Raw genomic sequence first — 23,993 nt, forward strand, 5'->3', positions numbered from 1 at the left:
ACTTCCACAAACCGTGGATGACGGATTTGTAATGTTCCAGTCACCTTGCCGATAAGTTCAAAACCCTACCGTGGCGGCATCAAAAATTCTTGAATAAAGGAAGTCTTCCATTGCCCGGTTTAAAAGAACTGACGGCGCGATCACGCCTGAAAAAAACAGCGAGGACAGTGACGGCCAGCGTTGTGTTGCTGGCCGGCACGGGGCTTGTGCATGCATCGACCCTGACCCTCGATCAAGCCCTGCAAACGGCATTCGCCGGTAATCCGGATCTGGCGGCTGCGCAGTGGGAGATCGGTATCGCCGAGGGTGATCGCAAACAGGCCGGTCTGATCCCCAACCCCGAAGTGTCGTGGGAGGCCGAAGACACTCGTCGCGATTCGCGAACCACCACGGTGATGCTCAGCCAACCGATCGAGCTGGGCGGCAAACGTGGCGCACGGATTGACGTCGCCAGCCGCGCGCAGGACGCCGCCGGGATCGAGTGGGAGCGTAAGCGCAATGCCTTGCGCGCCGACGTGATTCAGGCGTTCAACGGCGCCCGGACCGCGCAACAGCGCTTGCAGTTGTCCCGTCAGTCGCTGCAACTCGCCGAACACGGTTTGCGCGTCGCCCAAGGACGCATCGAGGCTGGTAAATCATCGCCAGTCGAAGGCACCCGGGCGCAAGTGCAATTGTCCGAAGTGCGTCTGGAGTTGAGCCGCGCCGAGCGCGATCAGGCCAACGCCTATCAGCAATTGGCGCAGGTCATGGGCGCACCGTTGCCAGCCTCGACCACCGTGCAAGCGGCCACGCAAAGCATGCCCACCGTGCCACCGGCGAGCCGATTGCTGGAGCGCCTGAACGAGACCGCTGAGCTGCGTCTGGCCAAATTGCAGATCGATCAGCGCGAAGCCTCATTGGGTCTGGAAAAGTCGCAACGCATTCCCGACCTGACCGTGAGCATTGGCAGTCAATACAGCGAAACCGAGCGCGAGCGGGTCAACGTGGTCGGGCTGTCGATGCCGATTCCGCTGTTCAACCGCAATCAGGGCAACGTGCTGGCGGCCGCCCGGCGCAGCGATCAGGCGCGGGATCTGCGCAATGCCACCGAGCTGCGTTTGCGCACGGAAATCCAGACCAGCCTTGAGCAATGGCAGACCGCCAACGGCGAAGTCGAGGCGTTCAACCAGACCATCCTGCCCGCTGCGCAAAGTGCGGTCGACAGCGCCACGCGCGGCTTCGAAATGGGCAAGTTCGGCTTCCTCGACGTGCTTGACGCCCAACGCACCCTGATTAGCGCTCGCACCCAATACATCCAGGCTGTTGCGGAGGCGACGGATGCGCGAGTACGCATCGAACGCATCTTCGGCGACCTCACCGTCAGCCCTTGAATTTCATCTTTCAAATCACTGCGCGATGGCATGGCGCAGAGGAGTTTCCATGGAAAAAAAACTGATCGTGGTGGCTGCGGCGACGTTGGCGCTGGGCATTGGTATTGGCTCGCTGTGGCCGGGCAATGCGTCCATCGACGCGCACGCCGATGAAGCGGCGCAACACGCCGGTCACGCTGAAGAAGGCGCAGCAGCCGACGGCGAACATGCAGAAGAAGGGCACCTGGAGCTGAGCGCTGAACAGATCACCGCGGCGGGCATTCAACTGGCCGAAGCGGGGGCGCAGAACATCAGCCTCGGCTTGCCGTTCCCCGGCGAAGTGCGCTTTGACGAAGACCGCACCGCGCACGTGGTGCCTCGGGTGCCCGGCGTGGTCGAGTCGGTGTCGGTCAATCTTGGGCAGCCGGTGAAGAAGGGCCAGTTGCTGGCGGTGATCGCCAGTCAGCAGATCTCCGATCAGCGCAGCGAACAGGCTGCCGCACAGCGTCGCCTGACCTTGGCGCGCACCACCTACGAACGCGAGAAAAAACTGTGGCAGGACAAGATCTCCGCCGAGCAGGATTTCCTTCAGGCACGCCAGGCATTGGAAGAAGCCGAAATTGCCCTGACCAATGCCCGGCAAAAAATCAGCGTGCTCAGCGGCAGCGTGGTCGCCACCGGCGGCAATCGCTATGAACTGCGCGCGCCGTTCGACGGTGTGGTGGTGGAAAAACACCTGACGCCGGGGGAGGTGGTCGATGAAACCACGGCGGCGTTTACGCTCTCCGACCTGTCGCGGGTGTGGGTGACGTTCGGCGTTTCGCCCAAGGATCTGACCAAGGTGCAAGTGGGCAAACCGGTCACCGTCAGCGCCCCGGAACTCGATGCCGAAGTCGCCGGCACCGTGGCCTACGTCGGCAGTTTGCTCGGTGAACAGACCCGCACTGCAACGGTCCGCGTGACCTTGGAAAATCCGCAAGGCTCGTGGCGCCCCGGCCTGTTCGTCACCGCGCTGGTGGCGACTGACAGTCGCCAAGCCAGGGTCGCCGTACCTGAAACCGCAATCCAGACCGTCGAGGACAAACCCACGGTGTTCGTGCGCACCGATGACGGCTTCAAGGCGCAAGCGGTGGAGCTGGGCAGTCGCGCGGCCGGTCTGGTGGAAGTCACCCAAGGGCTGGAGCCGGGCGTGCAAGTCGCCAGTGCCGGCAGCTTCGTCCTCAAATCGGAATTGGGCAAAGCCTCGGCCGAGCACTCTCATTGAAGGCTCCCACTGATCCGTCAACCTCGACCGGAAGGTTCTCATGTTCGAACGCCTGATCCAGTTTGCTATCGAGCAGCGCATCATCGTGCTGCTCGCCGTTCTCCTCATGGCCGGCCTCGGCATCGCCAGTTACCAAAAGCTGCCGATCGACGCCGTGCCGGACATCACCAATGTCCAGGTGCAAATCAACACCGGCGCGGCCGGGTTCTCGCCGCTGGAAACCGAGCAGCGCATCACCTTCCCGATTGAAACCGCCATGGCCGGTTTGCCGGCGCTGGAGCAGACCCGTTCGCTGTCGCGTTCGGGGCTCTCGCAGGTCACGGTGATCTTCAAGGACGGCACCGATCTGTTCTTTGCCCGCCAATTGGTCAACGAGCGTTTGCAGATCGCCAAGGAGCAATTGCCCGAGGGTGCGGAAGCGGTGATGGGGCCGATTTCCACCGGGCTCGGGGAGATTTTCTTGTGGACGGTGGAGGCGCAGGAAGGCGCGCTCAAGGACGACGGCACGGCCTACACGCCGACCGATTTGCGGGTGATTCAGGACTGGATCATCAAGCCGCAATTGCGCAACGTGCCCGGTGTGGCCGAGATCAACACCATCGGCGGGTTTGCCAAGGAGTACCAGATCGCCCCCGACCCGAAACGGCTGGCGGCCTACAAACTGACCCTCACCGATCTGGTCACGGCGCTGGAGCGCAACAACGCCAACGTTGGCGCCGGTTACATCGAGCGCAGCGGCGAGCAGTTGCTGATTCGCGCGCCCGGGCAAGTAGCGAGCACCGACGACATCGCCAATATCGTGATGGCCAATGTCGACGGGACGCCGATCCGGATCAAGAATGTCGCGACCGTGGACATCGGCCGCGAACTGCGCACCGGTGCCGCCACCGAAAACGGTCGCGAAGTGGTGCTGGGCACGGTGTTCATGCTGATCGGCGAAAACAGCCGAACGGTCTCCCAGGCAGTGGCGACCAGGCTTGAACAGATCAACCGCTCCCTGCCCAAAGGCGTGATCGCGGTGCCGGTGTATGACCGCACGCACCTGGTGGACAAGGCCATCGCCACGGTGAAGAAGAACCTGGTGGAAGGGGCGATTCTGGTCATCGCGATTCTGTTCCTGTTTCTGGGCAACATCCGCGCGGCGTTGATCACCGCGATGGTGATTCCGCTGTCGATGCTCTTCACCTTCACCGGCATGTTCAGCAACAAGGTCAGTGCCAACCTGATGAGCCTCGGCGCCCTCGACTTCGGCATCATCGTCGACGGCGCGGTGGTGATCGTCGAAAACACCCTGCGACGGCTGGCCCATGCGCAGCAGCATCACGGGCGTTTGCTGAGCCGTTCCGAGCGTTTCCACGAAGTATTCGCGGCGGCCAAAGAAGCGCGGCGGCCGCTGATTTTTGGCCAGTTGATCATCATGGTCGTGTACCTGCCGATCTTCGCCCTGAGCGGTGTCGAAGGGAAAATGTTCCACCCGATGGCCTTTACGGTGGTCATCGCGCTGTTGGGCGCCATGCTGTTGTCGGTGACCTTTGTGCCGGCGGCCATCGCGTTGTTTGTCACCGGCAAGGTCAAGGAAGAAGAGGGCGTGGTCATGCGCGGCGCGCGTCGCGTTTATGCGCCGGCGCTGGCGTGGGTGATGTCCCATCGCGCCATGGCGGTGGGGGCGGCGCTGGCTGTGATTGTGCTCAGCGGCGTGCTCACCAGCCGCATGGGCAGCGAGTTTGTGCCGAGCCTCAGTGAGGGCGATTTTGCCCTGCAAGCCTTGCGCGTGCCGGGCACGAGCCTCACGCAATCGGTGGACATGCAGCAGCGTCTGGAGACCTTGATCCTCAACAAGGTGCCGGAAGTCGAGCGCGTGTTCGCCCGTACCGGCACCGCCGAAATCGCCTCCGACCCGATGCCGCCGAACATCTCCGACAGCTATGTGATGCTCAAGCCGAAAGAGCAGTGGCCGGATCCGGGCAAGTCCCGCGAGACCCTGATGGCGGAACTGCAACAAGCCGCCGCGACGCTGCCGGGCAGCAACTATGAACTGTCGCAGCCGATCCAGTTGCGCTTCAACGAACTGATCTCCGGCGTGCGCAGCGATGTGGCGGTCAAGGTGTTCGGGGATGACATGGACGTGCTCAACGCCACGGCGGCGAAGATCGCCACCGCCATGCAGAAGGTCAACGGCGCGTCCGAGGTCAAGGTCGAGCAAACCACCGGCCTGCCGGTGCTGACCATCAACATCGACCGCGACAAGGCGGCGCGTTACGGGCTCAACGTCGGCGACGTGCAAGACACCATTGCGGTGGCGGTCGGCGGGCGTCAGGCGGGCACGTTGTATGAAGGCGACCGGCGTTTCGACATGGTGGTGCGTCTGTCCGATGCCATGCGCAAGGACATCGACGGCTTGTCGGCACTGCTGATTCCGGTGCCGGCGCCCCTGAATGGCGCTGCCGATCAGATTGGCTTCATCGCCCTCAAGGACGTCGCCAGCCTGGATCTGGTGCTCGGGCCGAATCAGGTCAGCCGCGAAAACGGCAAGCGGCTGGTGATCGTCAGCGCCAACGTGCGTGGGCGCGATATTGGCTCCTTCGTTAAAGAGGCCGGTGAGGTGATCGAGCGCGATGTGCAGGTGCCGGCGGGTTACTGGACCGGCTGGGGCGGGCAGTTCGAGCAGTTGCAGTCGGCGGCCAAACGCTTGCAGATCGTGGTGCCGGTGGCCTTGCTGTTAGTGTTCGGGCTGCTGTTCATGATGTTCAACAACCTCAAGGACGGCTTGCTGGTGTTCACCGGGATTCCGTTTGCGTTGACGGGTGGTGTCATGGCGTTGTGGCTGCGGGGCATTCCGCTGTCGATCTCGGCGGGCGTGGGTTTCATTGCGCTGTCGGGGGTGGCGGTGCTCAACGGTCTGGTGATGATCGCGTTTATCCGCAACCTGCGCGAGGAGGGGCGCTCTCTCAGTGATGCGATCAACGAAGGTGCGCTCACACGTCTGCGGCCGGTGCTGATGACGGCGCTGGTGGCTTCCCTGGGCTTCATTCCGATGGCCCTGGCAACCGGCACCGGTGCGGAGGTGCAGCGGCCGCTGGCGACGGTGGTGATTGGCGGGATTCTGTCTTCGACCATTCTTACGCTGCTGATACTGCCTGTGCTGTATCAACTGGCCCATCGACGGGATGAGGAAGTAACTCCCACCCTCTAAACCAACCCTGTGAATACAACCCCTGTGGTATTTCTCAGTCTGCAGATTTTCTGAGTGATCAATACGCTGCAATGACTGCCCCTCCCACATAACGGATATGTAATCTCCACGCCACCGTCACGAAAGGTTCGGATTGTTACCTTGATCCCGTCAGTTAATTAAACGAGGAATCAAACATGAAATTTGCACAACTGAGTGCCTTTGCGGCGGCGCTGGTGATGTCTTCCGTTGTTTTGGCTGAAGGTGGCGGCGATCGAACTTTCGAAAAGATGATGACCGCCAATGACCGCTCCGTAGAGCTGTTCGTAGCCAAGGAACAGGCCCGCGACCCAGTCGTCGTCAATGAAAAGAAAGACGACAACACCAAAGACTTGTAAGCGTGTCGCACTTGAACAAGCCCGTCATCGAGTTCCGATGCCGGGCTTTTTTATGAGCCGGGTTTTGAAGGTACGGAATATGAAGTTGATCAAGTTGATTGCGTTCGCCGGGGTGATGGCGATATCCCTGAATGTGCTCGCTGAAGGTGGCGGTGACAGGACATTCGAAAAGATGCTGAGCGCCAACACCCAAGCCATGGAGCAATACGCTGCCAGCCAGGGCAAACCTGCGCCGGTGGTGAAAGACTACGAATACGGGATGAAACTGGATGTGGTGAAAGTGGTGAGCGTTGTGCGGCCGCAAGTTGCTTGTGCCGTGGTGCCTACTGCCATGACCTATGAGGATTCAAAGGGCCAACTCAACACCATCAAATACACGGTGGCAGGCGATTGCCGCCGACAGGGCGGGTGAGGGCGCAGAGAGTCTCCAACCTACGTTGAGTATTTCAATTCGGGATGTTTAACGGGTGTGGCGCAAGTACAGACGCTTCCCACAATGTTTTCAGGTTGTCCGTCGGACGTCCGGTCTCTAGCCTGTGTTCGTCGCTGCCAATTCAGCGACCGGGATTGGAAACCCCGAGTAGAACTGAGCGCACAAGCGCCTTTCATAACGTATCCTTGCGCACTTCCAATGTGTGCACTCCGTTATGGCGGCTGTGCGCGGGAGACCTTCGGGTCAACCGGGTTCTCCGTTCCCCGGGTTTCCAACCTGCGTACAGCTGCCCCCCCTTCGTTCGGAAACCGAATGGGTCAGCTCCACCGTTAGACGGAGATACAGCATGAAAAAACCAACACCAAATCCTCCCGAAACAGAAGCCGTTGCGGACGCCAACTCAACGTCCCCCTACACCACCATCAACTCCAAAAAACTCGACGAAGCCGCCGAACGTGCGCTCGATTACTACCTGAACCCTACCGCCCACATCATGGCCACGCCCTACACCCCCAACCAGATGTATTTCGCCAATCCCAAAGCCGACACCGAATCTCTGCTGGCCAATGCCAGCGAGTCATTGTCCTCGGCCACGGTCATGCTCGGTGACTTCGCCGCACTGCTGGAAGGCCCACATCGCAAGACTCTGTTGGGTATTGCGCAAGTGGTCATGTTGGGAGAGTTGGCGGTGAATCAGGCGTTGGATAACGTCGAGGTGACTACATAGCCCTGTGGGAGCGAGCCTGCTCGCGATGGCGGTGGGGCAGTCGACGAAGATGTTGGATTGTGCCGACGCCATCGCGGGCAAGCCCGCTCCCACAGTTTTTCGCCGTGTGTTAAAGACCGGGCATAAAAAAGGCGCCCCGAAGGGCGCCAAAAGATTCACCTCTTACCAAAGGAGCAAGGAGCTTCTAAAGGTGAATTTGCATAAACCCTGAAGTCAGAGAATCGCCAGCGGGTACTCGACAATCACCCGCACCTCATCCAGATCTGACTCAAACGCCGTGGCGCGGGTGGTGGCCTGGCGCAGACGCAACGACATGTCTTTCAGCGAGCCGCTCTGCACCACGTATTTGACTTCGATGTCACGCTCCCAGCGCTTCTGGTCAGTCAGTGGGTTGCCGTCGGCATCGCGACGCATGTACACGGCGTTGGCGTTGGAGTAGTCGGCGTCGGTGCCACGGCCGTAACGGGTCATGAACGACAAACCCGGCACGCCATAGCGGCTCATGTCGAGGTCGTAACGCACCATCCACGAACGTTCCTTGGGCGAGTTGAAGTCGCTGTACTGGATGGAGTTGTCGAGGAAGATCGAGTCGGACTGGCGCAGGTAATCGAAGTCGTCGTTGCCGTTGTTGCGCTGGTGCGATAACGCAACGGAGTGGGCGCCGAGCTTCACACCGACGCGGCCGCTCCAGATGTTGTTGTCGAATTCACCGAGCAGTTGTTTGCCTTCGTCGACCGCCTTGTAATAGTTCAGGCCACCGAACAACGACAGGTCATCCGACAGCGGATAAGTCCATGCGGTGCCGGCGTAGTACTGATTCCAGGCGTCCTTGAGGCGACTTGAATACAGGCTGAAACTGAGGTTTTTGTTCAGCGCGTAGTCGCCACCGAGATAGCCGACCCACGGCGAATTGACCGGGCCTGCGTAGAAAGTCGCGAAGTTTTCGCGCATGTCGCTGGACACCGGTTGGCTCATCGCATGCAGGCGACCGCCCTGTACCGACAGACCTTCGATACTCGTGTTGGTGGCCGTGACACCCCGGAAGCTTTCCGGCAACAGTCGGGAGTCACCCGCCGCAACCACCGGGTTGGCCGGAAACACATCGCCGACCTTCACCACCGTATCGAAGGCGCGCACTTTGGCGGCGCCACCGACCTTGGTGTATTCGTCCCGCGCCTGACCGTCGCTATCGACCGGCAGCACATCAAACGAACTGCGGCCACCGTTTCGGCCGTCGCCGGTATCGAGTTTCAGGCCGATCATCGCAAATGCATCGACACCGATCCCGACGGTGCCCTGGGTAAACCCTGATTCGAACTTGCTGATAACGGCGTGGGCCCAGGCCTCGGAATAACCATTGCCGGTGGGACTCGACTGGCCGTTGCGGTGATCACGATTGAAGTAGAAGTTGCGGTTGAGCACCGTCAGGCTGCTGCCCTCGATAAAGCCCTCAGGTTTTTCTTCCGCCAACACCATGGACGGCCCGGAGCCGACAACCACAGCTAAAGCGGCCATCGACATTTTTGTATTGTTAACCATCAATCACTCCTTGGGTTCGGCAGAACGGGAACGTGCTTCGGCGTGGGTTTTATTGTTCGGCGGGCAAGGGCCCGCCGGCATGGTCGCCGGGTGACATCGTTGCAAGCTGCGGATAACGCCAAGGTGATGGGGGAATTACAATTTCGTCATGTGCGGGTGGTGTTGCCCGATCAGACCAGAACAGCCAGATCAGTCATTCAAGATAGAGCCCAAGGCGCAATGCTGGATGTAGGACGAGGCGGATAGTCTGGCGAGAGCTTTCGGGTATTGCAGGAGGAGGGGAGTGCGGCGGTAAAAAATCGTACAAACGCAAACCGGCACCCGAAGCTTCGGCAGCTACACATGCGTATTTCAATTCGAAATGTTTAAAGGTTGTGTCTGGAATACAGAACCTTCCCACAATGTTTTCAGGTTGTCCGTCGGACGCCCGGTCTCTAGCCTGTGTTCGTCGCTGCCAATTCAGCGACCGGGCTTGGAAACCCCGAGGGTAAGAGAGCGCAAAAGCGCCTTTCATGACGTATGCTTGCGCACCTTCATGGTGTGCACTCTGTTATGGCGGCTGTACGCGGGAGACCTTCGTGTCTGCCGGGTTGCGGGACTGTCAGAAATTTTGTGTTCGGGCATAACATGTTGAAAAGGAGCATGTATGCCGACCAAAAAGAAACCGGCCTCGGAGGCCAAAACCCAGCTTCCTTCGATTCCGAAGGAGCTGATCGATCAGTTCGTTAAAGGCCCAATGAGCGCCGAGGCGATTCAGGACGCATCCATGGCGTTCAAAAAGGCGCTTATCGAGCGAGCCCTTGGCGCGGAGCTGGGTCACCACCTTGGCTACCCTCAGGGCGCGGAGCGCCCTGAGGAGTCGAGTAACCAGCGCAACGGCAAAAGCAGCAAGACCGTGCTGACCGATGATGGCCCGCTGCGTCTGGACATTCCTCGGGATCGCGATGGCAGCTTCGCGCCAATGCTGATCCCCAAGCATGAGCGTCGGTTCACGGGCTTCGACGACAAAATCATTGCCATGTACGCCCGTGGCATGACCGTCCGAGAGATCCGGGCATTCCTTTCGGAGCAGTACGGGACCGATGTTTCCCATGATTTCATCAGCTCGGTCACTGACGCAGTGTTGGAGGAAGTGACTGCCTGGCAACAACGCCCGCTTGAGCCGATGTATCCGGTGATTTTCTTCGATGCGCTGCGGGTCAAAATCCGTGAGGAAGGACTGGTTCGCAACAAGGCCATCTACCTGGCTCTGGGCGTGCTGCCGGACGGCACCCGAGACATTTTGGGCATCTGGATTGAGACCACTGAGGGGGCCAAGTTCTGGATGAAGGTCTTCAACGACCTCAAGACCCGTGGCGTTGAGGATGTATTGATCGCGGTAACTGACGGCCTTAAAGGCATGCCAGAAGCCTTGAGTGCGGTGTTTCCGACGACGACCTTGCAGACCTGCATCGTGCACCTGATCCGTAACAGTCTTGATTACGCCTCCTGGGACAAGCGCCGCGAGTTGGCCAAAGCCCTCAAGCCGGTTTATCAGGCGCTTAACGTTGAAGCTGCCGAGCAAGCTCTGGACGCATTTGAAACGGGGCCTTGGGGCAAACAATACCCAACAGTCGTAGCCGCTTGGAGACGTGCCTGGGATCGAGTCATCCCGTTTTTTGTCTTCCCGCCTGCCATCCGAAAAGTGATCTACACCACTAACGCCATCGAGAGCATCAATGCTCAGTTGCGCAAGATCATCAAGACAAGAGGCCACTTCCCGACTGATGATGCAGCGACGAAGCTGATCTGGCTGGCACTGCAAAACATCACGGCCAATTGGGGCAGCGCAGCGCACGACTGGAAGAGCGCAATGAATCAGTTTGCGATTCTTTATGGCGATCGATTTACCAGGTCAAACTGGTGAAATGAGGGCTTGCCTTATGGCAGGCCGTTACCGGCCCGCACACAAAAAATCTGACACTCCCCGGGTTGCTCTCTCCCGGGTTTCCAACCTGCGTACAGCTGTCACCCATTCGCTTGGAAACCGAATGGGCCAGCTGCAACTATCATAGAGAGAGAAACATCATGAAAAAACCAACACCCAATCCTCCCGAAGCAAACACAGCTACGGACACCGACCCAACATCCCCCTACGCCTCCATCGACGCCAAAAAACTCCACGAAGCCGCCGAACGTGCGCTCGATTACTACCTGAATCCTACCGCCCACGTCATGGCCACGCCCTACACCCCCAATCAGATGTTTTTCGCCAATCCCAAAGCCGACACTGAATCCCTGCTGGCCAGTGCCAGCGAGTCATTGTCCTCGGCTACGGTCATGCTCGGTGACTTCGCCGCTCTGCTGGAAGGCACACATCGCAAGACTCTGTTGGGTATTGCGCAAGTGGTCATGTTGGGAGAGTTGGCGGTGAATCAGGCGTTGGATAACGTTGAGCCGGGTGAGTAGTCGCGACGACGGTTCTTAAAGAAGCAAAAAAACGCGGCGCTAGAAGGGCCGCGTTTTTTATTGAAAGGACTGGCAAAACTATTCGCTGGTTTTAGGCAAGTACCCCGAAGAATTTTCCGCTGAGATGGAACACGCAATAACCTAGAAAAGAATAGGCCAGCATCCGGGTGGGAATAATGACCAAACGTCGCAGGGGTAAGGGAAAACGAGCGATCTCATCCATTGCATGGGGATCACTGTCCGACAAAAAGTCATCGTCCAGCAAAAGCATGGTGGAAATGTGGGACAAGCGACAGTAGCGGCCATACGCGCCGTTTCCCATCACTCGACGATTGCGAGCGACGAAGTACGATTCTTTCAGGAAAGACTCAATCTCAGCCAGTTTGAAAAAGCTGACGTATATCTTTGCGATCACAGCCAACAAGGCCAGGACAACACAAGCGATCAATGTGGCGATACAGAGCAATTTCAGGTCGCTCGTCGGTTTGGAAACTGTCATGCGTAACCAGTCGAAACCGAGCCAAATCAAGAGTAACCCAGCACCGGTCAGAGCGGCTCGCATCAGGTGTCCTGGAATCTTTCCCCATTTTTTCAGGTGCTCAGGAAAAATCTCGGCCTCCATGACAGCATACGGATCTAGCATTTGGAAATGTGTAAAACGGCCTGTTAATGCTCCTATCTGCCTAACCCTTTTCATTCTTCCCCATAGCCCATTTCCCAACGTTTTTCGATTAATGCTCACAAGATGAGATGCAATGAAGTGCCGCTCCATTTGATCAAGCCGAAAATAGGCGGCAAACAACACGATTGCCTCGCTGAGGAAAATAAGTAGAAGTACAACTCCCCATGATGAGAGGTAAATAAAATCAAGATGAGGGCCAATCACAGGTAATCCTTCGCATCTATCCAAACCAGAGTGCCAAGTCCCCACAAGATGCAAAACGCATTAACGTGGCCAATTATCCGGTCGAGGTGCATTACTCATTCACCTCGTACAGTTTCTCACCGAAAAATTCTCCAGCATGGCTACCGCTGTCTCCCATTTGCGCAGCCAGCATGCCACTCACAACCAACATGCAAACTACTCCTCCCGTTCCGGCTGTCCCCACTCCAATTGCGGCACATGTCATTGGCGCAAGAGTTGGGGCTAGTCGGCCCGCTATCATTCCGCCTACAACGTTTCCAGATAGTTTCGAACCCTCCACAAATTTCGCCTGACGACATTCCTCCTCGCGCCCAGTGCGACACGTTTCGTAAATCTTCGTCGCCGCAGAACCAGCCCCCAGCCCAATTGCTACATAGCCGCCTGCCTTCAAGTATTTAGAAGCTTGCGCCACGCCTTCGATATGTGTTGCGTAGCCTGGTAACTGAGCCGGTGCACCAGCCTTGTTCCAGTTGTGCACGATCCTTCGCGTGGACAAGCCTAGTACCCGTTTAAGTTTTGGATGATCCGCTAGGCCCGTAGTCTTACGAACCAAAGGCTCTAAACCGGCATCCAGTTTCGTCATCAACCTTTTGCGTTTCGCAAAAAAATCCGGCGACTTCAGGTGTCCATGCTGGCGGTACTGCTCTATGTGTAACCGCTCAAGTTCTTTAAGCGTGTTCTTAAGCGTTTCCATATGCTGACCCACCATAAACGATGCAACACCCAACGCTCCGGAAGAAACTCCCAAAAACGGCTCAATCACCTCATGGTACTCAACCATGAATGAAGCCTCTTCATCCGTCAGATCCTTCAGCGCTTCATTCACTTTCTCCGCTGCTGCCATCATCTGCGCCTCTTCGCGCCGGCACATGTAGTTGCGCGAGTCGCTGAAGATAACCATTTGCCCTGGCTTTACCCGTTCACCGAGATGTCGATTGAGCGAGCGGAACTCGCGGCGCAGCACATCGCTGGGTGTGATTTCGTACAGCGAGCGTTCCAGCGCTTCGAGGGTCATGGGTGTCTGGACGATGTGGAAGCCGGACTCTGCCGGTTTGGGCAGGGTGAAGGCGTGTTCTTCCACCAGATGCTCTGCCGGTGCTGGCTCGGGTTTGGGTTTGAAGGCGTTCCAGGAGGCTCCGCCGTTATCCGCAGCGACGCGCGGCTTCACCATTGCCCAGTCACCGTTACTGACGGCATCGATGAGTTTTCGCTGGTTGGCCCCTTGCATGTAGTTGGAGCGATTGAGGCCCACTGCGTTTAGCAGTTCGTCGAAGCCAGGCAGATCGTCCGGGCGGTTCAGTGCCTGTCGGAAGTCGTCCATGGCTTGGTAGGTGTCGAGTACTTGGTCGCGTTGGCCATGGAGTTCACTTTTGGGGATGAGTCTGGTCACGTTCGTGTCCCGATCCGTAAAACGGGGGACTTTGGCGAGCAGCCTCAAGTTTGAATGCCGGGTGATTCTGTTTTAGGCGTAGGGGAAATCCGATTTATCCGCGCGCCACAGGTTAGGCAATAAAACTGTAGGACGAAGCGGACAATTCGGCGAGAGCTTCGGAGATTGCAGAAGAAGGGAAGGGCAGCAGAAACAAATCCCACAAACGCAAAAACGGCACCCGAAGGTGCCGTTTTTGTTTGTTACCGAGAATCGCTTAAGCGATCAACCCGCCAACCCCGATTGCTGAACCAGGTTCAGCAGCGGCTGTGGATACAGCCCAAGGAAGAACGCCAGTACGGCGATCGCCAGCAGCATCACGCCGCCTGCACGTTGTTCCCAGTGCAGTTGCGCATCGTGGCGACGCAGGTTTGGTTCCATCAGGTACAGGGTGACCATCACACGCAGGTAGTAGAAGACGCCGATGGCGCTGCCCAGTACCAGGGAGCCAACCAGCCACCATTGCTGCGATTCGACACCGGTAGCGATGATGTAGAACTTGCCGATGAAGCCCGCGGTCAGCGGGATACCGGCCAGGGACAGCATCATCACGGTCAGGACGGCGGTCAGGTACGGACGGCGCCAGAACAGGCCGCGGTATTCGTACAGGGCATCCGCGTCACGGCCGTTGTACGGCGAGGACATCAGGGTAATTACACCGAACGCGCCGAGGCTGGTGATCACGTAGGTGACCAGGTACACGCCGATGGCTTCAACGGCCAGGCCTTTGCTCGCCACCAGGGCGATCAGCAGGTAACCGAAGTGAGCGATGGACGAGTAACCCAGCAGACGCTTGAGGTTGCTCTGGGTCAGTGCCAGCAGGTTACCGAACAGGATCGACGCGATGGCGATGATGGTCAGCACATCGCTCAGCACGCCACTGCTCGCCGCTGGCGAGATCTGGAACAGACGCACCATCACCGCGAACACGGCGACTTTCGACGCGGTGGCCAGGAACGCTGCCACCGGTGCCGGAGCACCTTCGTAAACGTCCGGGGTCCAGAGGTGGAACGGTACCAGCGACAACTTGAACGCCAGACCGATCAGCATCATGCCCAGGCCCAGTTGAGCCAGCGAGCTTGGCAGACCGGTGGCCGCGAGGGCCTGACCGATGCCGTTGAAGCTCAGGCTGCCAGCGTCGGCGTAGAGCAGGGCCATGCCGAACAACAGGAACGCGGAACCGGCGGCCGACAGCACCATGTACTTGATACCGGCTTCCAGCGAGCGCTTGTTGAAGAAGGCATACGCCACCAGACCGTAAACCGGTACCGAGAGCAGTTCCAGACCGATGAACAACCCTGCCAAGTGCTGCGCGCTGACCAGTACCAGGCCACCGGCGGCGGCCATCAGGATCAGCAGGTAAAGTTCTTCACGGTTGCCCGGGTAACCCGAACCGCCATCGCCCAGGTAGGCGTGGGCGAGGGTCACACAGGCGAGGGTGGCGACCAGGATCAGCGCCATGTACAGGCAGGCGAAGGTGTCGATCTGCAGCAATGGCGTCACGGCCAGCGGCGCGACTTTCAGGGCTGGCAGGATCGACAGCAAAGCCAGGTTCAGACCTGCCACCGACAGCAGGAAGGTCTGTGAGTGGTTGCGGCGCCATGCGATAGCCAGCATCACCACGATGATCGTGGCGCTGGTGATCAACAACGGCGCAAGCGCGATAAAGTGTTGAGTCGTGAATTCCATAGCGCTCTTACCGGGCCGAAGCGAGTTGAGTGAAGGCGGTGCCGAGCCACTGCTGCACGCCATGCATCGTCGCGGCAGAGGTATCGAGGAACGGTTGCGGGTACACGCCGATGTAGATCAGCAGCGCCGCAAGTCCAACCACCATGATCAGTTCGCGACCGTCCATGCCATGCAGCACCGCGTCCGATTTCGACGGGCCGAAGAAGGCACGGTGGACCATGATCAGCGAGTAGACCGAACCGAACACCAGGCCGGACGTCGCAATCACGGTGATCCATGGGGCGCTGGCGAAGGTGCCGATCAGGATCAGGAACTCACCGACAAAGTTACCGGTCGCCGGCAAGCCCAGCGACGCGGCGGCGAAGAACAGGCTGAGGGCGGGCAGGTAAGCGATCTTCGACCACAGGCCACCCATCTCACGCATATCGCGGGTGTGGGTACGCTCGTACAGCTGACCGGAGAGGATAAAGAGTGCCGCCGCCGACAGACCGTGTGCCAGCATCTGCATTACCGCGCCCTGCAGCGCCAGTTGGCTGCCGGAGTAGATGCCGATCAGCACGAAACCCATGTGGGAAACGGACGAGAAGGCAATCAGACGCTTGATGTCGGTTTGCGCGAAGGCCAGGAACGCACCGTAGAAGATCCCGATCAGACCCAGGGCCATGGCGAACGGCGCGAACTCGGCCGAGGCATTCGGGAACAACGGCAGGGCGAAACGCAGCAGGCCATACGCCGCAGTCTTCAACAAGATACCAGCCAGGTCCACGGAACCCGCGGTCGGTGCCTGGGCGTGAGCGTCAGGCAACCAGGAGTGGAACGGTACGACGGGCAACTTGACCGCGAAGGCGATGAAGAAGCCGAGCATCAGGATGTACTCGGTGGTCATCGACATCTTGGTCTTCAACAGATCGGCGTAGTTGAAGGTAATCACGCCGGTGTCGTTGAAGTTGACCAGTACCAGACCCAGGATCGCCACCAACATGATCAGGCCGGAAGCCTGAGTGAAGATGAAGAACTTGGTCGCCGCGTAGATCCGGGTTTTCTTGCCATCCGAAGAACTGTGACCCCAGAGCGCGATGAGGAAGTACATCGGCACCAGCATCATTTCCCAGAAGAAGAAGAACATGAACAGGTCGAGGGCGAGGAACACGCCGACGACACCGCCCAGGATCCACATCAGGTTCAGGTGGAAGAAGCCCACGTGACGCTGGATCTCTTTCCACGAGCAGAGTACCGAGAGGACACCCAGCAAGCCGGTCAGCAGGATCATCAATAGCGACAGGCCGTCGAGGGCCAGGTGCACGTTGATGCCGAAGCGCTGGATCCAGACGTGCTTGAACTCAAGCGCCCAGGTCGGGTCGGCGCCAGGCGCCGGGGCAAATGAATAATCACCGTTGGCCCACAGCCAGAGGCCGAGGGAGAGCAACAGGGACATGGTGATCAGCGCAATCCAGCGGGGGAGGGTGGCGCCGAAGCGCTCACCCATCCAGCACAGCAGGCCGCCGATGAAGGGGATCAGGATTAGCCAGGGCAGAATCATGACGGGCTCGTTTCCTTTCGCAAGTTCGCAAGGTTCATAGTCAGACCGCTACCAGCACGACGGCGCCGATTACCAGCACGGCACCAGCAGCCATCGAGGCGGCATACCAACGCAATTGACCGGTCTCGGTGCGGCTCAGGGCGGTGTGACCGCCTTTGGCCATACGCGGGATCAGACCGATAGTCTGGTCGAGCGGGTCTTTGCGCAGAATGTGGCTGATCGCAAGGTAAGGCTTGACGAACAGTTTGTCGTAGATCCAGTCGAAGCCCCAGGCAGCGAACCACCAGGCCGAAAGGAAGCGGCCGACGCCGCTGTTGGCGATGGCGGTGACGAAGCGACGCTTGCCGAGGAACAGCAGCGCGGCCAGCAGGATACCGGCCAGGGCGATGGCGCCCGAGGCGATTTCCAGACTGTGCTTGGCTTCGCCGCCGGCATGGCCGACGCTTTCTGGCAGTACACCGTGCAGCGGCGGAACGATCATCGCGCCGACGAACGTCGACAGTACGATCAGCACCGACAGTGGCAGCCAGTGAGCAATGCCGTGACCGGCATGGGCTTCGGTCTTCGCTTCACCGTGGAACGCGATGAAGATCAGGCGGAAGGTGTACAGCGAGGTCATGAAGGCACCGACCAGACCTGCATAAAGCAGACCCTGGTTACCGCTGGCGAATGCTTCCCAGAGGATTTCATCCTTGGAGTAGAAGCCCGCGGTCACCAGAGGCAAGGCCGCCAGGGCCGCGCCGCCGACGATGAAGCTGGCGTAGGCCAGTGGCAGTTTCTTCCACAGGCCGCCCATCTTGAAGATGTTCTGCTCGTGGTGGCAGGCAACGATCACCGCACCGGATGCAAGGAACAGCAGCGCCTTGAAGAAGGCGTGGGTCATCAGGTGGAAAATCGCGCCATCCCATGCACCCACGCCCAAGGCCAGGAACATGTAGCCGATCTGGCTCATGGTCGAGTAGGCGAGAATACGTTTGATGTCGGTCTGAACCAGTGCGGCAAAACCTGCCAGCACCAGCGTCACGCCACCCACCACACCCACCAGGTGCAGGATATCCGGCGCCAGCGCGAACAGGCCGTGGGTACGGGCGATCAGGTAGACACCGGCGGTCACCATGGTCGCGGCGTGGATCAGTGCCGAAACCGGAGTAGGGCCGGCCATCGCATCCGCCAGCCAGGTTTGCAGCGGCAGTTGCGCGGATTTACCGACAGCGCCGCCCAGCAGCATCAGGGTCGCCAGAACGATCCAGAAGTCACCGGCCTTGAAGTGCTCAGGTGCCTTGACCAGCAGTTCCTGGATGTTCAGCGTGCCCAACTGTTGGAACAGGATGAACAGGCCGATGGCCATGAACACGTCGCCGACCCGGGTCACGATGAAGGCTTTGAGTGCTGCGTTACCGTTGTTGCGATTGCTGTAGTAGAAACCGATCAACAGGTACGAGCACAGGCCCACGCCTTCCCAGCCGAAGTACACAAACAGCAGGTTATCGGCCAGGACCAGGAACAGCATGCTGGCGATAAACAGGTTGGTGTAGGCGAAGAAGCGCGAGTAACCGGCTTCACCGCGCATGTACCAAGACGCGAACAAGTGGATCAGGAAGCCGACGCCAACCACCACACCGAGCATGGTCAGGGACAGACCATCCAGGTACAGCGCGAAGTTAGGCGTGAAGCCTTCTACCGCCATCCACTGCCACAACACTTGGGTGTAGTGACCGCCTTCAGGTGGCGCAACGTTGAACTGCCAGATTATGTAAGCAGTGACGATTGCCGACAGGCCAATGGAGCCGACGCCGATCAGCGCCGAAAGGTTTTCCGACCAGCGACCGCGTGAGAACGCCAGCAGCAGGAAACCTATGAGAGGGAATACGAAAGTCAGATAGAGAAGGTTCATCCGCGCATCTCGCTGGCAGCGTCGATATCGAGAGTGTGGAAGCGGCGATACAGCTGCAACAGAATCGCCAGGCCAATACTGGCCTCGGCGGCTGCCAGGCTGATCACCAGGATGAACATGATCTGTCCATCTGGCTGCGCCCAGCGGCTACCGGCAACGATGAACGCCAACGCGGAAGCATTCATCATGACCTCCAGGCTCATCAGCACGAAGAGAATGTTGCGCCGGACCATCAGGCCGACCAGACCGAGGCAGAACAGGATGCCGGCGACCGCCAGACCATGCTCCAAAGGGATAGCAGGCATCGTCATTGCTCCTTGGCTTCGTTGCGGCCCAAGTGGAACGCCGTGACGGCTGCAGCGAGCAGCAGCATCGAGGCGAGTTCGACCACCAGCAGATACGGACCGAACAGGCTGATGCCCACGGCCTTCGCGTCTACGGTGGTGTGGCCGATGGCCTGACCGCTGGCGTCGCTGAACAGCACGTACAGCAGTTCAACCAGCAGCAGGGTGCCGAGTGCGACCGGGCCCAGCCAGATACCGGGCTTGAGCCAGACGCGCTCTTGCTGAACCGAGGCGGGGCCCAGGTTCAGCATCATCACCACGAACACGAACAGCACCATGATGGCGCCGGCGTAGGCGATCACTTCCAGTACACCGGCAAATGGTGCGCCGAGGGCGAAGAACGTCATGGCCACGGCGATCAACGAAATGATCAGGTAGAGCAGGGCGTGCACGGGGTTGGTGTTGGTGATCACGCGAAGCGTGGACACAACAGCGATACCCGATGCGAAATAGAAAGCGAATTCCATCTTTCTTCCTTAAGGCAGCAAGCTCTTCACGTTGATCGGCTGGGCTTCATTCTGCGCGGAGCCTTTTGGCTTACCGGCAATCGCCATACCTGCAACACGATAGAAGTTGTAATCAGGGTTTTTGCCGGGGCCGGAGATCAGCAGATCTTCTTTCTCGTACACCAGGTCCTGACGTTTGAACTCGGCCATCTCGAAATCCGGTGTCAGCTGGATCGCGGTGGTCGGGCAGGCTTCCTCGCAGAGGCCGCAGAAAATGCAGCGCGAGAAGTTGATACGGAAAAACTCCGGGTACCAGCGACCGTCATCGGTTTCAGCTTTCTGCAGCGAGATGCAACCCACCGGGCACGCCACGGCGCACAGGTTGCAGGCTACACAACGCTCTTCGCCATCGGGGTCGCGGGTCAGCACGATACGCCCACGGAAGCGCGGCGGCAGGTACACGGCTTCTTCCGGGTACTGCAGCGTGTCGCGCTTGCGGAAGGCGTGGCCGAAAATCATCACCAGGCTGCGAAGCTGGGTGAAGAAGCCATGCACGATGTCAAAAATGTACTTCATGATTCTCTATCCTCACTGAGCCGCGACGGCGGGCGTGTTGAGCAACACGACCGCAGCGGTCACCAGCATGTTGACGAGGGTCAGCGGCAGGCAGAACTTCCAGCTGAAATCCATCACTTGGTCATACCGTGGGCGCGGAATCGAGGCGCGCAGCAGGATGAAGAACATGATGAAGAACGCGGTTTTCAGTGCGAACCAGATGAACGGGATCTGCGGCAGAATGCCGAACGGACCGTGCCAGCCACCGAAGAACAAGGTCACCAGCAGCGCCGAAATCAGCACGATGCCGATGTATTCACCGACGAAGAACATGCCCCATTTCATGCCGGCGTATTCAATGTGGTAACCGTCGGCCAGTTCCTGTTCCGCTTCCGGCTGGTCGAACGGGTGACGGTGAGTCACGGCGACGCCAGCGATGAAGAAGGTCAGGAAACCGAATATCTGCGGAATGACGAACCACAGGTTCTGCGCCTGGTATTCAACGATGTCGCGCATGTTGAATGAGCCGACCTGGATCACGATGCCCATCAACGACAGACCCATGAACACTTCGTACGACACGGTTTGTGCCGAGGCCCGCAAGCTGCCCAGCAGGGCGAACTTGTTGTTGCTCGACCAGCCGGCGAACAGCACCGCGTAGACCGACAGACCGGCCATGGCGAAGAAGAACAGGATGCCGATGTTGATATCCGCCACGCCCCAGGTCGGGGTGATCGGGATGATCGCGAAGGCAATCAGCAAGGCGCTCATGGCCACGACCGGTGCCAACGTGAAGATCACTTTGTCGGCGAACGGCGGGGTCCAGTCTTCCTTGAAGAACATCTTGATCATGTCGGCCGCAATCTGGAACGCGCCGAACGGGCCGACGCGGTTCGGACCGTAACGGTCCTGCCAGAGGGCGAGCAGACGACGCTCGACCCAGCTCAGCAGCGCACCGCACACCACCACGGCGAGCAGAATCACGATGGCCTTGAGGACCGCGATGATTACGTCGATCACTTCAGGAGTGAACCAGGTCATAGCGCTGCCTCCTGCAGACCGTCAACGGATTTGCCAAAGATCGCGGGCGGAATGCCGGCGATACCGGCCGGCAATGCGACCAGGCCGGCACCCAGCTCTTCGTTGATGCGCAGCGGCAGACGCAGGGTCTGGCCGGCCACGTTCAGGCTCAGCAGGGCACCGTCATTGACACCCAGACGATCGGCTTCGGACTTGGCCAGCGACAGGTATGGGGCTGGAATGCGTTCTTGAACCGGCGCGGCTTTGGAAGAGTTCTCTTCGCTGCCGAACAGATGGAAGAACGGCACGACCTGCCAGGTGCCCGGAGCCGGGTTGAATGCGCGCGGAACACTGGCGAACCAGTTCAGCGAATCACCGGTGCTTTCGATCAGGCGAGTGCCCGGGTCGCCCGCGCGGATGTGACCACCGACTTCGTCCTGGAACTTGTTCCAGGCTTGCGGCGAGTTCCAGCCCGGAGACCAGGCGAATGGCACTTGCTGACGCGGTTCGACCGAGCCCGAGTAACCTTCCATGGAGAAGGAAAATGCGGTGTCGTTGTCCTGGGAGGTACGCGGTTCGTGCACGCTGATGTCGGCGCGCATGGCGGTCCGGCCGCTGTAACGCAGCGGTTCGCGCGCCAGTTTCAGGCCTTTGATGCGGAACGCGGCGGACGGTGCGGCATCGACGATGCGCGCCAGTTGCGGTTTGCTCGCAGCAACGGCAGCGGTGACGTGGTCCAGTTGGGTCCAGTCGATCGGCTGGTTCAACAGGGTCGAACGCAGGGCATGCAGCCAGCGCCAGCCTTCGTGGACAAGAATGCTTGCGTCGAGGTAAGTCGGGTCGAAGACCTGGAAGAAACGCTGGGCGCGGCCTTCCTGGCTGACCAGTGTACCGTCGCCTTCAGCGAAGCTGGCGGCTGGCAGAACCAGGTGCGCGCGATCGCTGGTGGCGGTTTTCTGATGGTCCGCCACGATCACCACTTTCGCGGCGTTCAGGGCAGCATCGACCTTGGCTTTGTCAGTGCGGGTGTACAGATCGTTTTCCAGCACGACGATGGCATCGGCCTTACCGTCGATCACCGCTTGCAGGGCTGCGTCGACCGAATCACCACCGAGCATGGCCAGGCCGAGGCTGTTGGCCTCTGGCACGATCAGGCTGATGGAACCGTTCTTCTCACGCAGCTTCAGGGCCTTGGCGATGTTCGCCGCGGCTTCGATCAGCGCCTTGGAACCCAGCGAGGTACCGGCAATGATCAGCGGACGCTTGGCTGCGAGCAGGGCGTCGGCAATGCGCTTGGCCAGCTCCAGAGCTTCGATATCCAGGCCTTCTACGGCTGGAGCGCTGGCGTCGAGGGCGTGAGCCACGGCGAAACCGATGCGGGCCAGGTCGTCGGGAGCGGCGTGAACGCATTCTTCAGCCACGTCGTCGAGCTTGGTTTCAGCCAGGCTGGCGATGAACAGCGGGTTCAGCGCGTGCTGGCCGATGTTCTTCACCGCGGCGTCGAGCCATGGCTGAACGCGCATGGCGTCGGCCATGTCTTCGGCCTTGCCCTTGACCGATTGACGCAGGGCCAGGGCCATGCGCGCAGCAGTTTGGGTCAGGTCTTCACCGAGGACGAAGATCGCATCGTGATCTTCGATGTCGCGCATGTTCGGGATCGGCAGCGGACTGTCTTTGAGCACCTGCATGACCAGACGAATGCGCTCCAGCTCCGAGGCTTCGATACCGGAGTAGAAGTGCTCGGCGCCGACCAGTTCCAGCAACGCGTAGTTGCTTTCGAGGCTGGCGCGCGGCGAACCGATACCAACGATATTGCGACCGCGCAGCAGGTCAGCGGCTTTATCCAGTGCTTCGTCGAGGCCCAGCTTGGCGCCGTTGGCCAGCAGTGGCTGACGCGGGCGGTCTTCGCGGTTGACATAGCCATAGCCGAAACGGCCACGGTCGCACAGGAAGTACTGGTTCACCGAACCGTTGAAGCGGTTTTCGATGCGACGCAGTTCGCCGTAACGCTCGCCCGGGGAGATGTTGCAACCGCTGGAGCAGCCATGGCAGATGCTCGGCGAGAACTGCATGTCCCACTTACGGTTGTAGCGCTCGGAGTGAGTCTTGTCGGTGAACACACCGGTCGGGCAGACCTCGGTGAGGTTGCCGGAGAACTCGCTTTCCAGGGTGCCGTCTTCAACGCGACCGAAGTACACGTTGTCGTGGGCGCCAAACACACCGAGATCGGTGCCGCCAGCGTAGTCCTTATAGAAGCGCACGCAGCGATAGCAGGCGATGCAGCGGTTCATTTCGTGGGAAATGAACGGGCCCAGTTGCTGGTTCTGGTGGGTACGCTTGGTGAAGCGGTAACGGCGCTCGTTGTGGCCGGTCATCACTGTCATGTCTTGCAGGTGGCAGTGACCGCCTTCCTCACAGACCGGGCAGTCGTGAGGGTGGTTGGTCATCAACCATTCGACGACGCTGGCGCGAAACACTTTCGCTTCTTCGTCGTCGATGGAGATCCAGCTGCCGTCGGTGGCGGGGGTCATGCAGGACATGACGATCCGACCACGCTTGTCGTTCTCGTCGGTGTACTGCTTGACCGCGCACTGGCGGCAAGCGCCAACGCTGCCAAGGGCAGGGTGCCAGCAGAAATAAGGGATATCGAGGCCTAGCGACAGACATGCCTGTAACAGGTTGTCTGCCCCATCGACTTCGAGCTCTTTGCCGTCTACGTGGATAGTGGCCATGGTTCAAAGTTCTTCGTTGGCCCGGTGTCAGCGGGCGTGGCTAATGGAATCTTGTTATTCGCGTGAATCAACACAGCCGTTTACGGCGT

General features: G+C 59.4%; 19 protein-coding genes. 8 read left to right on the forward strand and 11 right to left on the reverse strand.

Annotated features, from left to right (window positions below):
* Positions 1-110: 110 nt before the first annotated feature.
* The 6 genes from PSH88_RS11195 (at position 111) to PSH88_RS11220 (ending at position 7,343) form a co-directional block, all read left to right on the forward strand.
* Positions 111-1,370, forward strand: a complete 1,260-nt coding sequence (locus tag PSH88_RS11195; protein ID WP_305426249.1) for a TolC family protein — start codon at positions 111-113, stop codon at positions 1,368-1,370.
* 49 nt (positions 1,371-1,419) lie between these two features.
* Positions 1,420-2,613 (forward strand): efflux RND transporter periplasmic adaptor subunit, encoded by a 1,194-nt coding sequence (locus tag PSH88_RS11200; RefSeq protein WP_305426250.1) that lies wholly within the window; start codon positions 1,420-1,422, stop codon positions 2,611-2,613.
* 40 nt (positions 2,614-2,653) lie between these two features.
* Complete coding sequence (locus tag PSH88_RS11205) at positions 2,654-5,806, forward strand: CusA/CzcA family heavy metal efflux RND transporter (RefSeq protein WP_305426251.1); 3,153 nt, start codon at positions 2,654-2,656, stop codon at positions 5,804-5,806.
* Between the two features lie 176 nt (positions 5,807-5,982).
* Entirely contained in the window at positions 5,983-6,183 is a 201-nt protein-coding gene (locus PSH88_RS11210) for a co-regulatory protein PtrA N-terminal domain-containing protein (RefSeq protein ID WP_305426252.1), read from the forward strand.
* Between the two features lie 79 nt (positions 6,184-6,262).
* Complete coding sequence (locus PSH88_RS11215) at positions 6,263-6,595, forward strand: DUF2790 domain-containing protein (RefSeq protein WP_305426253.1); 333 nt, start codon at positions 6,263-6,265, stop codon at positions 6,593-6,595.
* Between the two features lie 367 nt (positions 6,596-6,962).
* Positions 6,963-7,343 carry a DUF6124 family protein gene (locus PSH88_RS11220; RefSeq protein ID WP_305426254.1) on the forward strand — a complete coding sequence of 127 codons (381 nt, stop codon included), beginning with the start codon at positions 6,963-6,965 and terminating at the stop codon, positions 7,341-7,343.
* A gap of 213 nt (positions 7,344-7,556) precedes the next feature.
* Here the strand turns inward: PSH88_RS11220 and PSH88_RS11225 are convergent, their stop codons facing one another.
* Entirely contained in the window at positions 7,557-8,882 is a 1,326-nt protein-coding gene (locus tag PSH88_RS11225) for an OprD family porin (protein ID WP_305426255.1), read from the reverse strand.
* 646 nt (positions 8,883-9,528) lie between these two features.
* Here PSH88_RS11225 and PSH88_RS11230 point away from each other — a divergent pair.
* Positions 9,529-10,788, forward strand: a complete 1,260-nt coding sequence (locus tag PSH88_RS11230; protein WP_305422598.1) for an IS256 family transposase — start codon at positions 9,529-9,531, stop codon at positions 10,786-10,788.
* 161 nt (positions 10,789-10,949) lie between these two features.
* A complete protein-coding gene (locus PSH88_RS11235; protein WP_305426256.1) occupies positions 10,950-11,330 on the forward strand; it encodes a DUF6124 family protein in 381 nt (126 codons plus the stop codon).
* A gap of 91 nt (positions 11,331-11,421) precedes the next feature.
* Here PSH88_RS11235 and PSH88_RS11240 read toward each other — a convergent pair whose 3' ends face one another.
* The 10 genes from PSH88_RS11240 to nuoG all read right to left on the reverse strand — a co-directional run bounded on the left by PSH88_RS11240 (position 11,422) and on the right by nuoG (position 23,904).
* Positions 11,422-12,216, reverse strand: coding sequence for a hypothetical protein (locus PSH88_RS11240; RefSeq protein WP_305426257.1), 795 nt, complete (start codon positions 12,214-12,216; stop codon positions 11,422-11,424).
* Positions 12,217-12,307: 91 nt separating this feature from the next.
* Positions 12,308-13,645: a hypothetical protein gene (locus PSH88_RS11245; protein ID WP_305426258.1), complete on the reverse strand. Its 1,338-nt coding sequence runs from the start codon at positions 13,643-13,645 to the stop codon at positions 12,308-12,310.
* Between the two features lie 264 nt (positions 13,646-13,909).
* The gene (gene nuoN / locus PSH88_RS11250; RefSeq protein ID WP_030130912.1) at positions 13,910-15,373 is read right to left on the reverse strand and encodes an NADH-quinone oxidoreductase subunit NuoN; all 1,464 of its coding nucleotides are present in this window, start codon (positions 15,371-15,373) and stop codon (positions 13,910-13,912) included.
* A 7-nt stretch (positions 15,374-15,380) separates the two neighbouring features.
* Positions 15,381-16,913: an NADH-quinone oxidoreductase subunit M gene (gene nuoM / locus PSH88_RS11255; RefSeq protein ID WP_030130913.1), complete on the reverse strand. Its 1,533-nt coding sequence runs from the start codon at positions 16,911-16,913 to the stop codon at positions 15,381-15,383.
* Positions 16,914-16,953: 40 nt separating this feature from the next.
* On the reverse strand, positions 16,954-18,807 hold the full coding sequence (nuoL, locus tag PSH88_RS11260) for an NADH-quinone oxidoreductase subunit L (protein ID WP_305426259.1): 1,854 nt from the start codon (positions 18,805-18,807) through the stop codon (positions 16,954-16,956).
* On the reverse strand, positions 18,804-19,112 hold the full coding sequence (gene nuoK, locus PSH88_RS11265; protein ID WP_007940879.1) for an NADH-quinone oxidoreductase subunit NuoK: 309 nt from the start codon (positions 19,110-19,112) through the stop codon (positions 18,804-18,806). The genes nuoL and nuoK overlap by 4 nt, the downstream gene beginning before the upstream one ends.
* Before the next feature lie 2 nt (positions 19,113-19,114).
* On the reverse strand, positions 19,115-19,618 hold the full coding sequence (gene nuoJ / locus PSH88_RS11270) for an NADH-quinone oxidoreductase subunit J (protein WP_007905076.1): 504 nt from the start codon (positions 19,616-19,618) through the stop codon (positions 19,115-19,117).
* A gap of 9 nt (positions 19,619-19,627) precedes the next feature.
* Positions 19,628-20,173, reverse strand: coding sequence for an NADH-quinone oxidoreductase subunit NuoI (gene nuoI / locus PSH88_RS11275; RefSeq protein ID WP_198044941.1), 546 nt, complete (start codon positions 20,171-20,173; stop codon positions 19,628-19,630).
* A gap of 12 nt (positions 20,174-20,185) precedes the next feature.
* Positions 20,186-21,193 carry an NADH-quinone oxidoreductase subunit NuoH gene (gene nuoH / locus PSH88_RS11280; RefSeq protein ID WP_008014900.1) on the reverse strand — a complete coding sequence of 336 codons (1,008 nt, stop codon included), beginning with the start codon at positions 21,191-21,193 and terminating at the stop codon, positions 20,186-20,188.
* Complete coding sequence (gene nuoG / locus PSH88_RS11285; RefSeq protein ID WP_305426260.1) at positions 21,190-23,904, reverse strand: NADH-quinone oxidoreductase subunit NuoG; 2,715 nt, start codon at positions 23,902-23,904, stop codon at positions 21,190-21,192. The genes nuoH and nuoG overlap by 4 nt, the downstream gene beginning before the upstream one ends.
* Positions 23,905-23,993 lie beyond the last annotated feature (89 nt).

This window comes from Pseudomonas wuhanensis (assembly GCF_030687395.1).
Classification (GTDB): domain Bacteria; phylum Pseudomonadota; class Gammaproteobacteria; order Pseudomonadales; family Pseudomonadaceae; genus Aquipseudomonas; species Aquipseudomonas wuhanensis.

What these genes read in the sequence shown, in the direction of transcription:
- nuoM (WP_030130913.1), bottom strand. Translation starts at nt 16,913, where the DNA reads ATGATTCTGCCCTGGCTAATCCTGATCCCCTTCATCGGCGGCCTGCTG.
- PSH88_RS11200 (WP_305426250.1), top strand. Translation starts at nt 1,420, where the DNA reads ATGGAAAAAAAACTGATCGTGGTGGCTGCGGCGACGTTGGCGCTGGGC.
- PSH88_RS11220 (WP_305426254.1), top strand. Translation starts at nt 6,963, where the DNA reads ATGAAAAAACCAACACCAAATCCTCCCGAAACAGAAGCCGTTGCGGAC.
- PSH88_RS11225 (WP_305426255.1), bottom strand. Translation starts at nt 8,882, where the DNA reads ATGGTTAACAATACAAAAATGTCGATGGCCGCTTTAGCTGTGGTTGTC.
- nuoI (WP_198044941.1), bottom strand. Translation starts at nt 20,173, where the DNA reads ATGAAGTACATTTTTGACATCGTGCATGGCTTCTTCACCCAGCTTCGC.
- PSH88_RS11210 (WP_305426252.1), top strand. Translation starts at nt 5,983, where the DNA reads ATGAAATTTGCACAACTGAGTGCCTTTGCGGCGGCGCTGGTGATGTCT.
- PSH88_RS11205 (WP_305426251.1), top strand. Translation starts at nt 2,654, where the DNA reads ATGTTCGAACGCCTGATCCAGTTTGCTATCGAGCAGCGCATCATCGTG.
- PSH88_RS11215 (WP_305426253.1), top strand. Translation starts at nt 6,263, where the DNA reads ATGAAGTTGATCAAGTTGATTGCGTTCGCCGGGGTGATGGCGATATCC.
- nuoH (WP_008014900.1), bottom strand. Translation starts at nt 21,193, where the DNA reads ATGACCTGGTTCACTCCTGAAGTGATCGACGTAATCATCGCGGTCCTC.
- nuoK (WP_007940879.1), bottom strand. Translation starts at nt 19,112, where the DNA reads ATGCCTGCTATCCCTTTGGAGCATGGTCTGGCGGTCGCCGGCATCCTG.
- PSH88_RS11235 (WP_305426256.1), top strand. Translation starts at nt 10,950, where the DNA reads ATGAAAAAACCAACACCCAATCCTCCCGAAGCAAACACAGCTACGGAC.
- nuoL (WP_305426259.1), bottom strand. Translation starts at nt 18,807, where the DNA reads ATGAACCTTCTCTATCTGACTTTCGTATTCCCTCTCATAGGTTTCCTG.
- nuoG (WP_305426260.1), bottom strand. Translation starts at nt 23,904, where the DNA reads ATGGCCACTATCCACGTAGACGGCAAAGAGCTCGAAGTCGATGGGGCA.
- nuoJ (WP_007905076.1), bottom strand. Translation starts at nt 19,618, where the DNA reads ATGGAATTCGCTTTCTATTTCGCATCGGGTATCGCTGTTGTGTCCACG.
- PSH88_RS11230 (WP_305422598.1), top strand. Translation starts at nt 9,529, where the DNA reads ATGCCGACCAAAAAGAAACCGGCCTCGGAGGCCAAAACCCAGCTTCCT.
- nuoN (WP_030130912.1), bottom strand. Translation starts at nt 15,373, where the DNA reads ATGGAATTCACGACTCAACACTTTATCGCGCTTGCGCCGTTGTTGATC.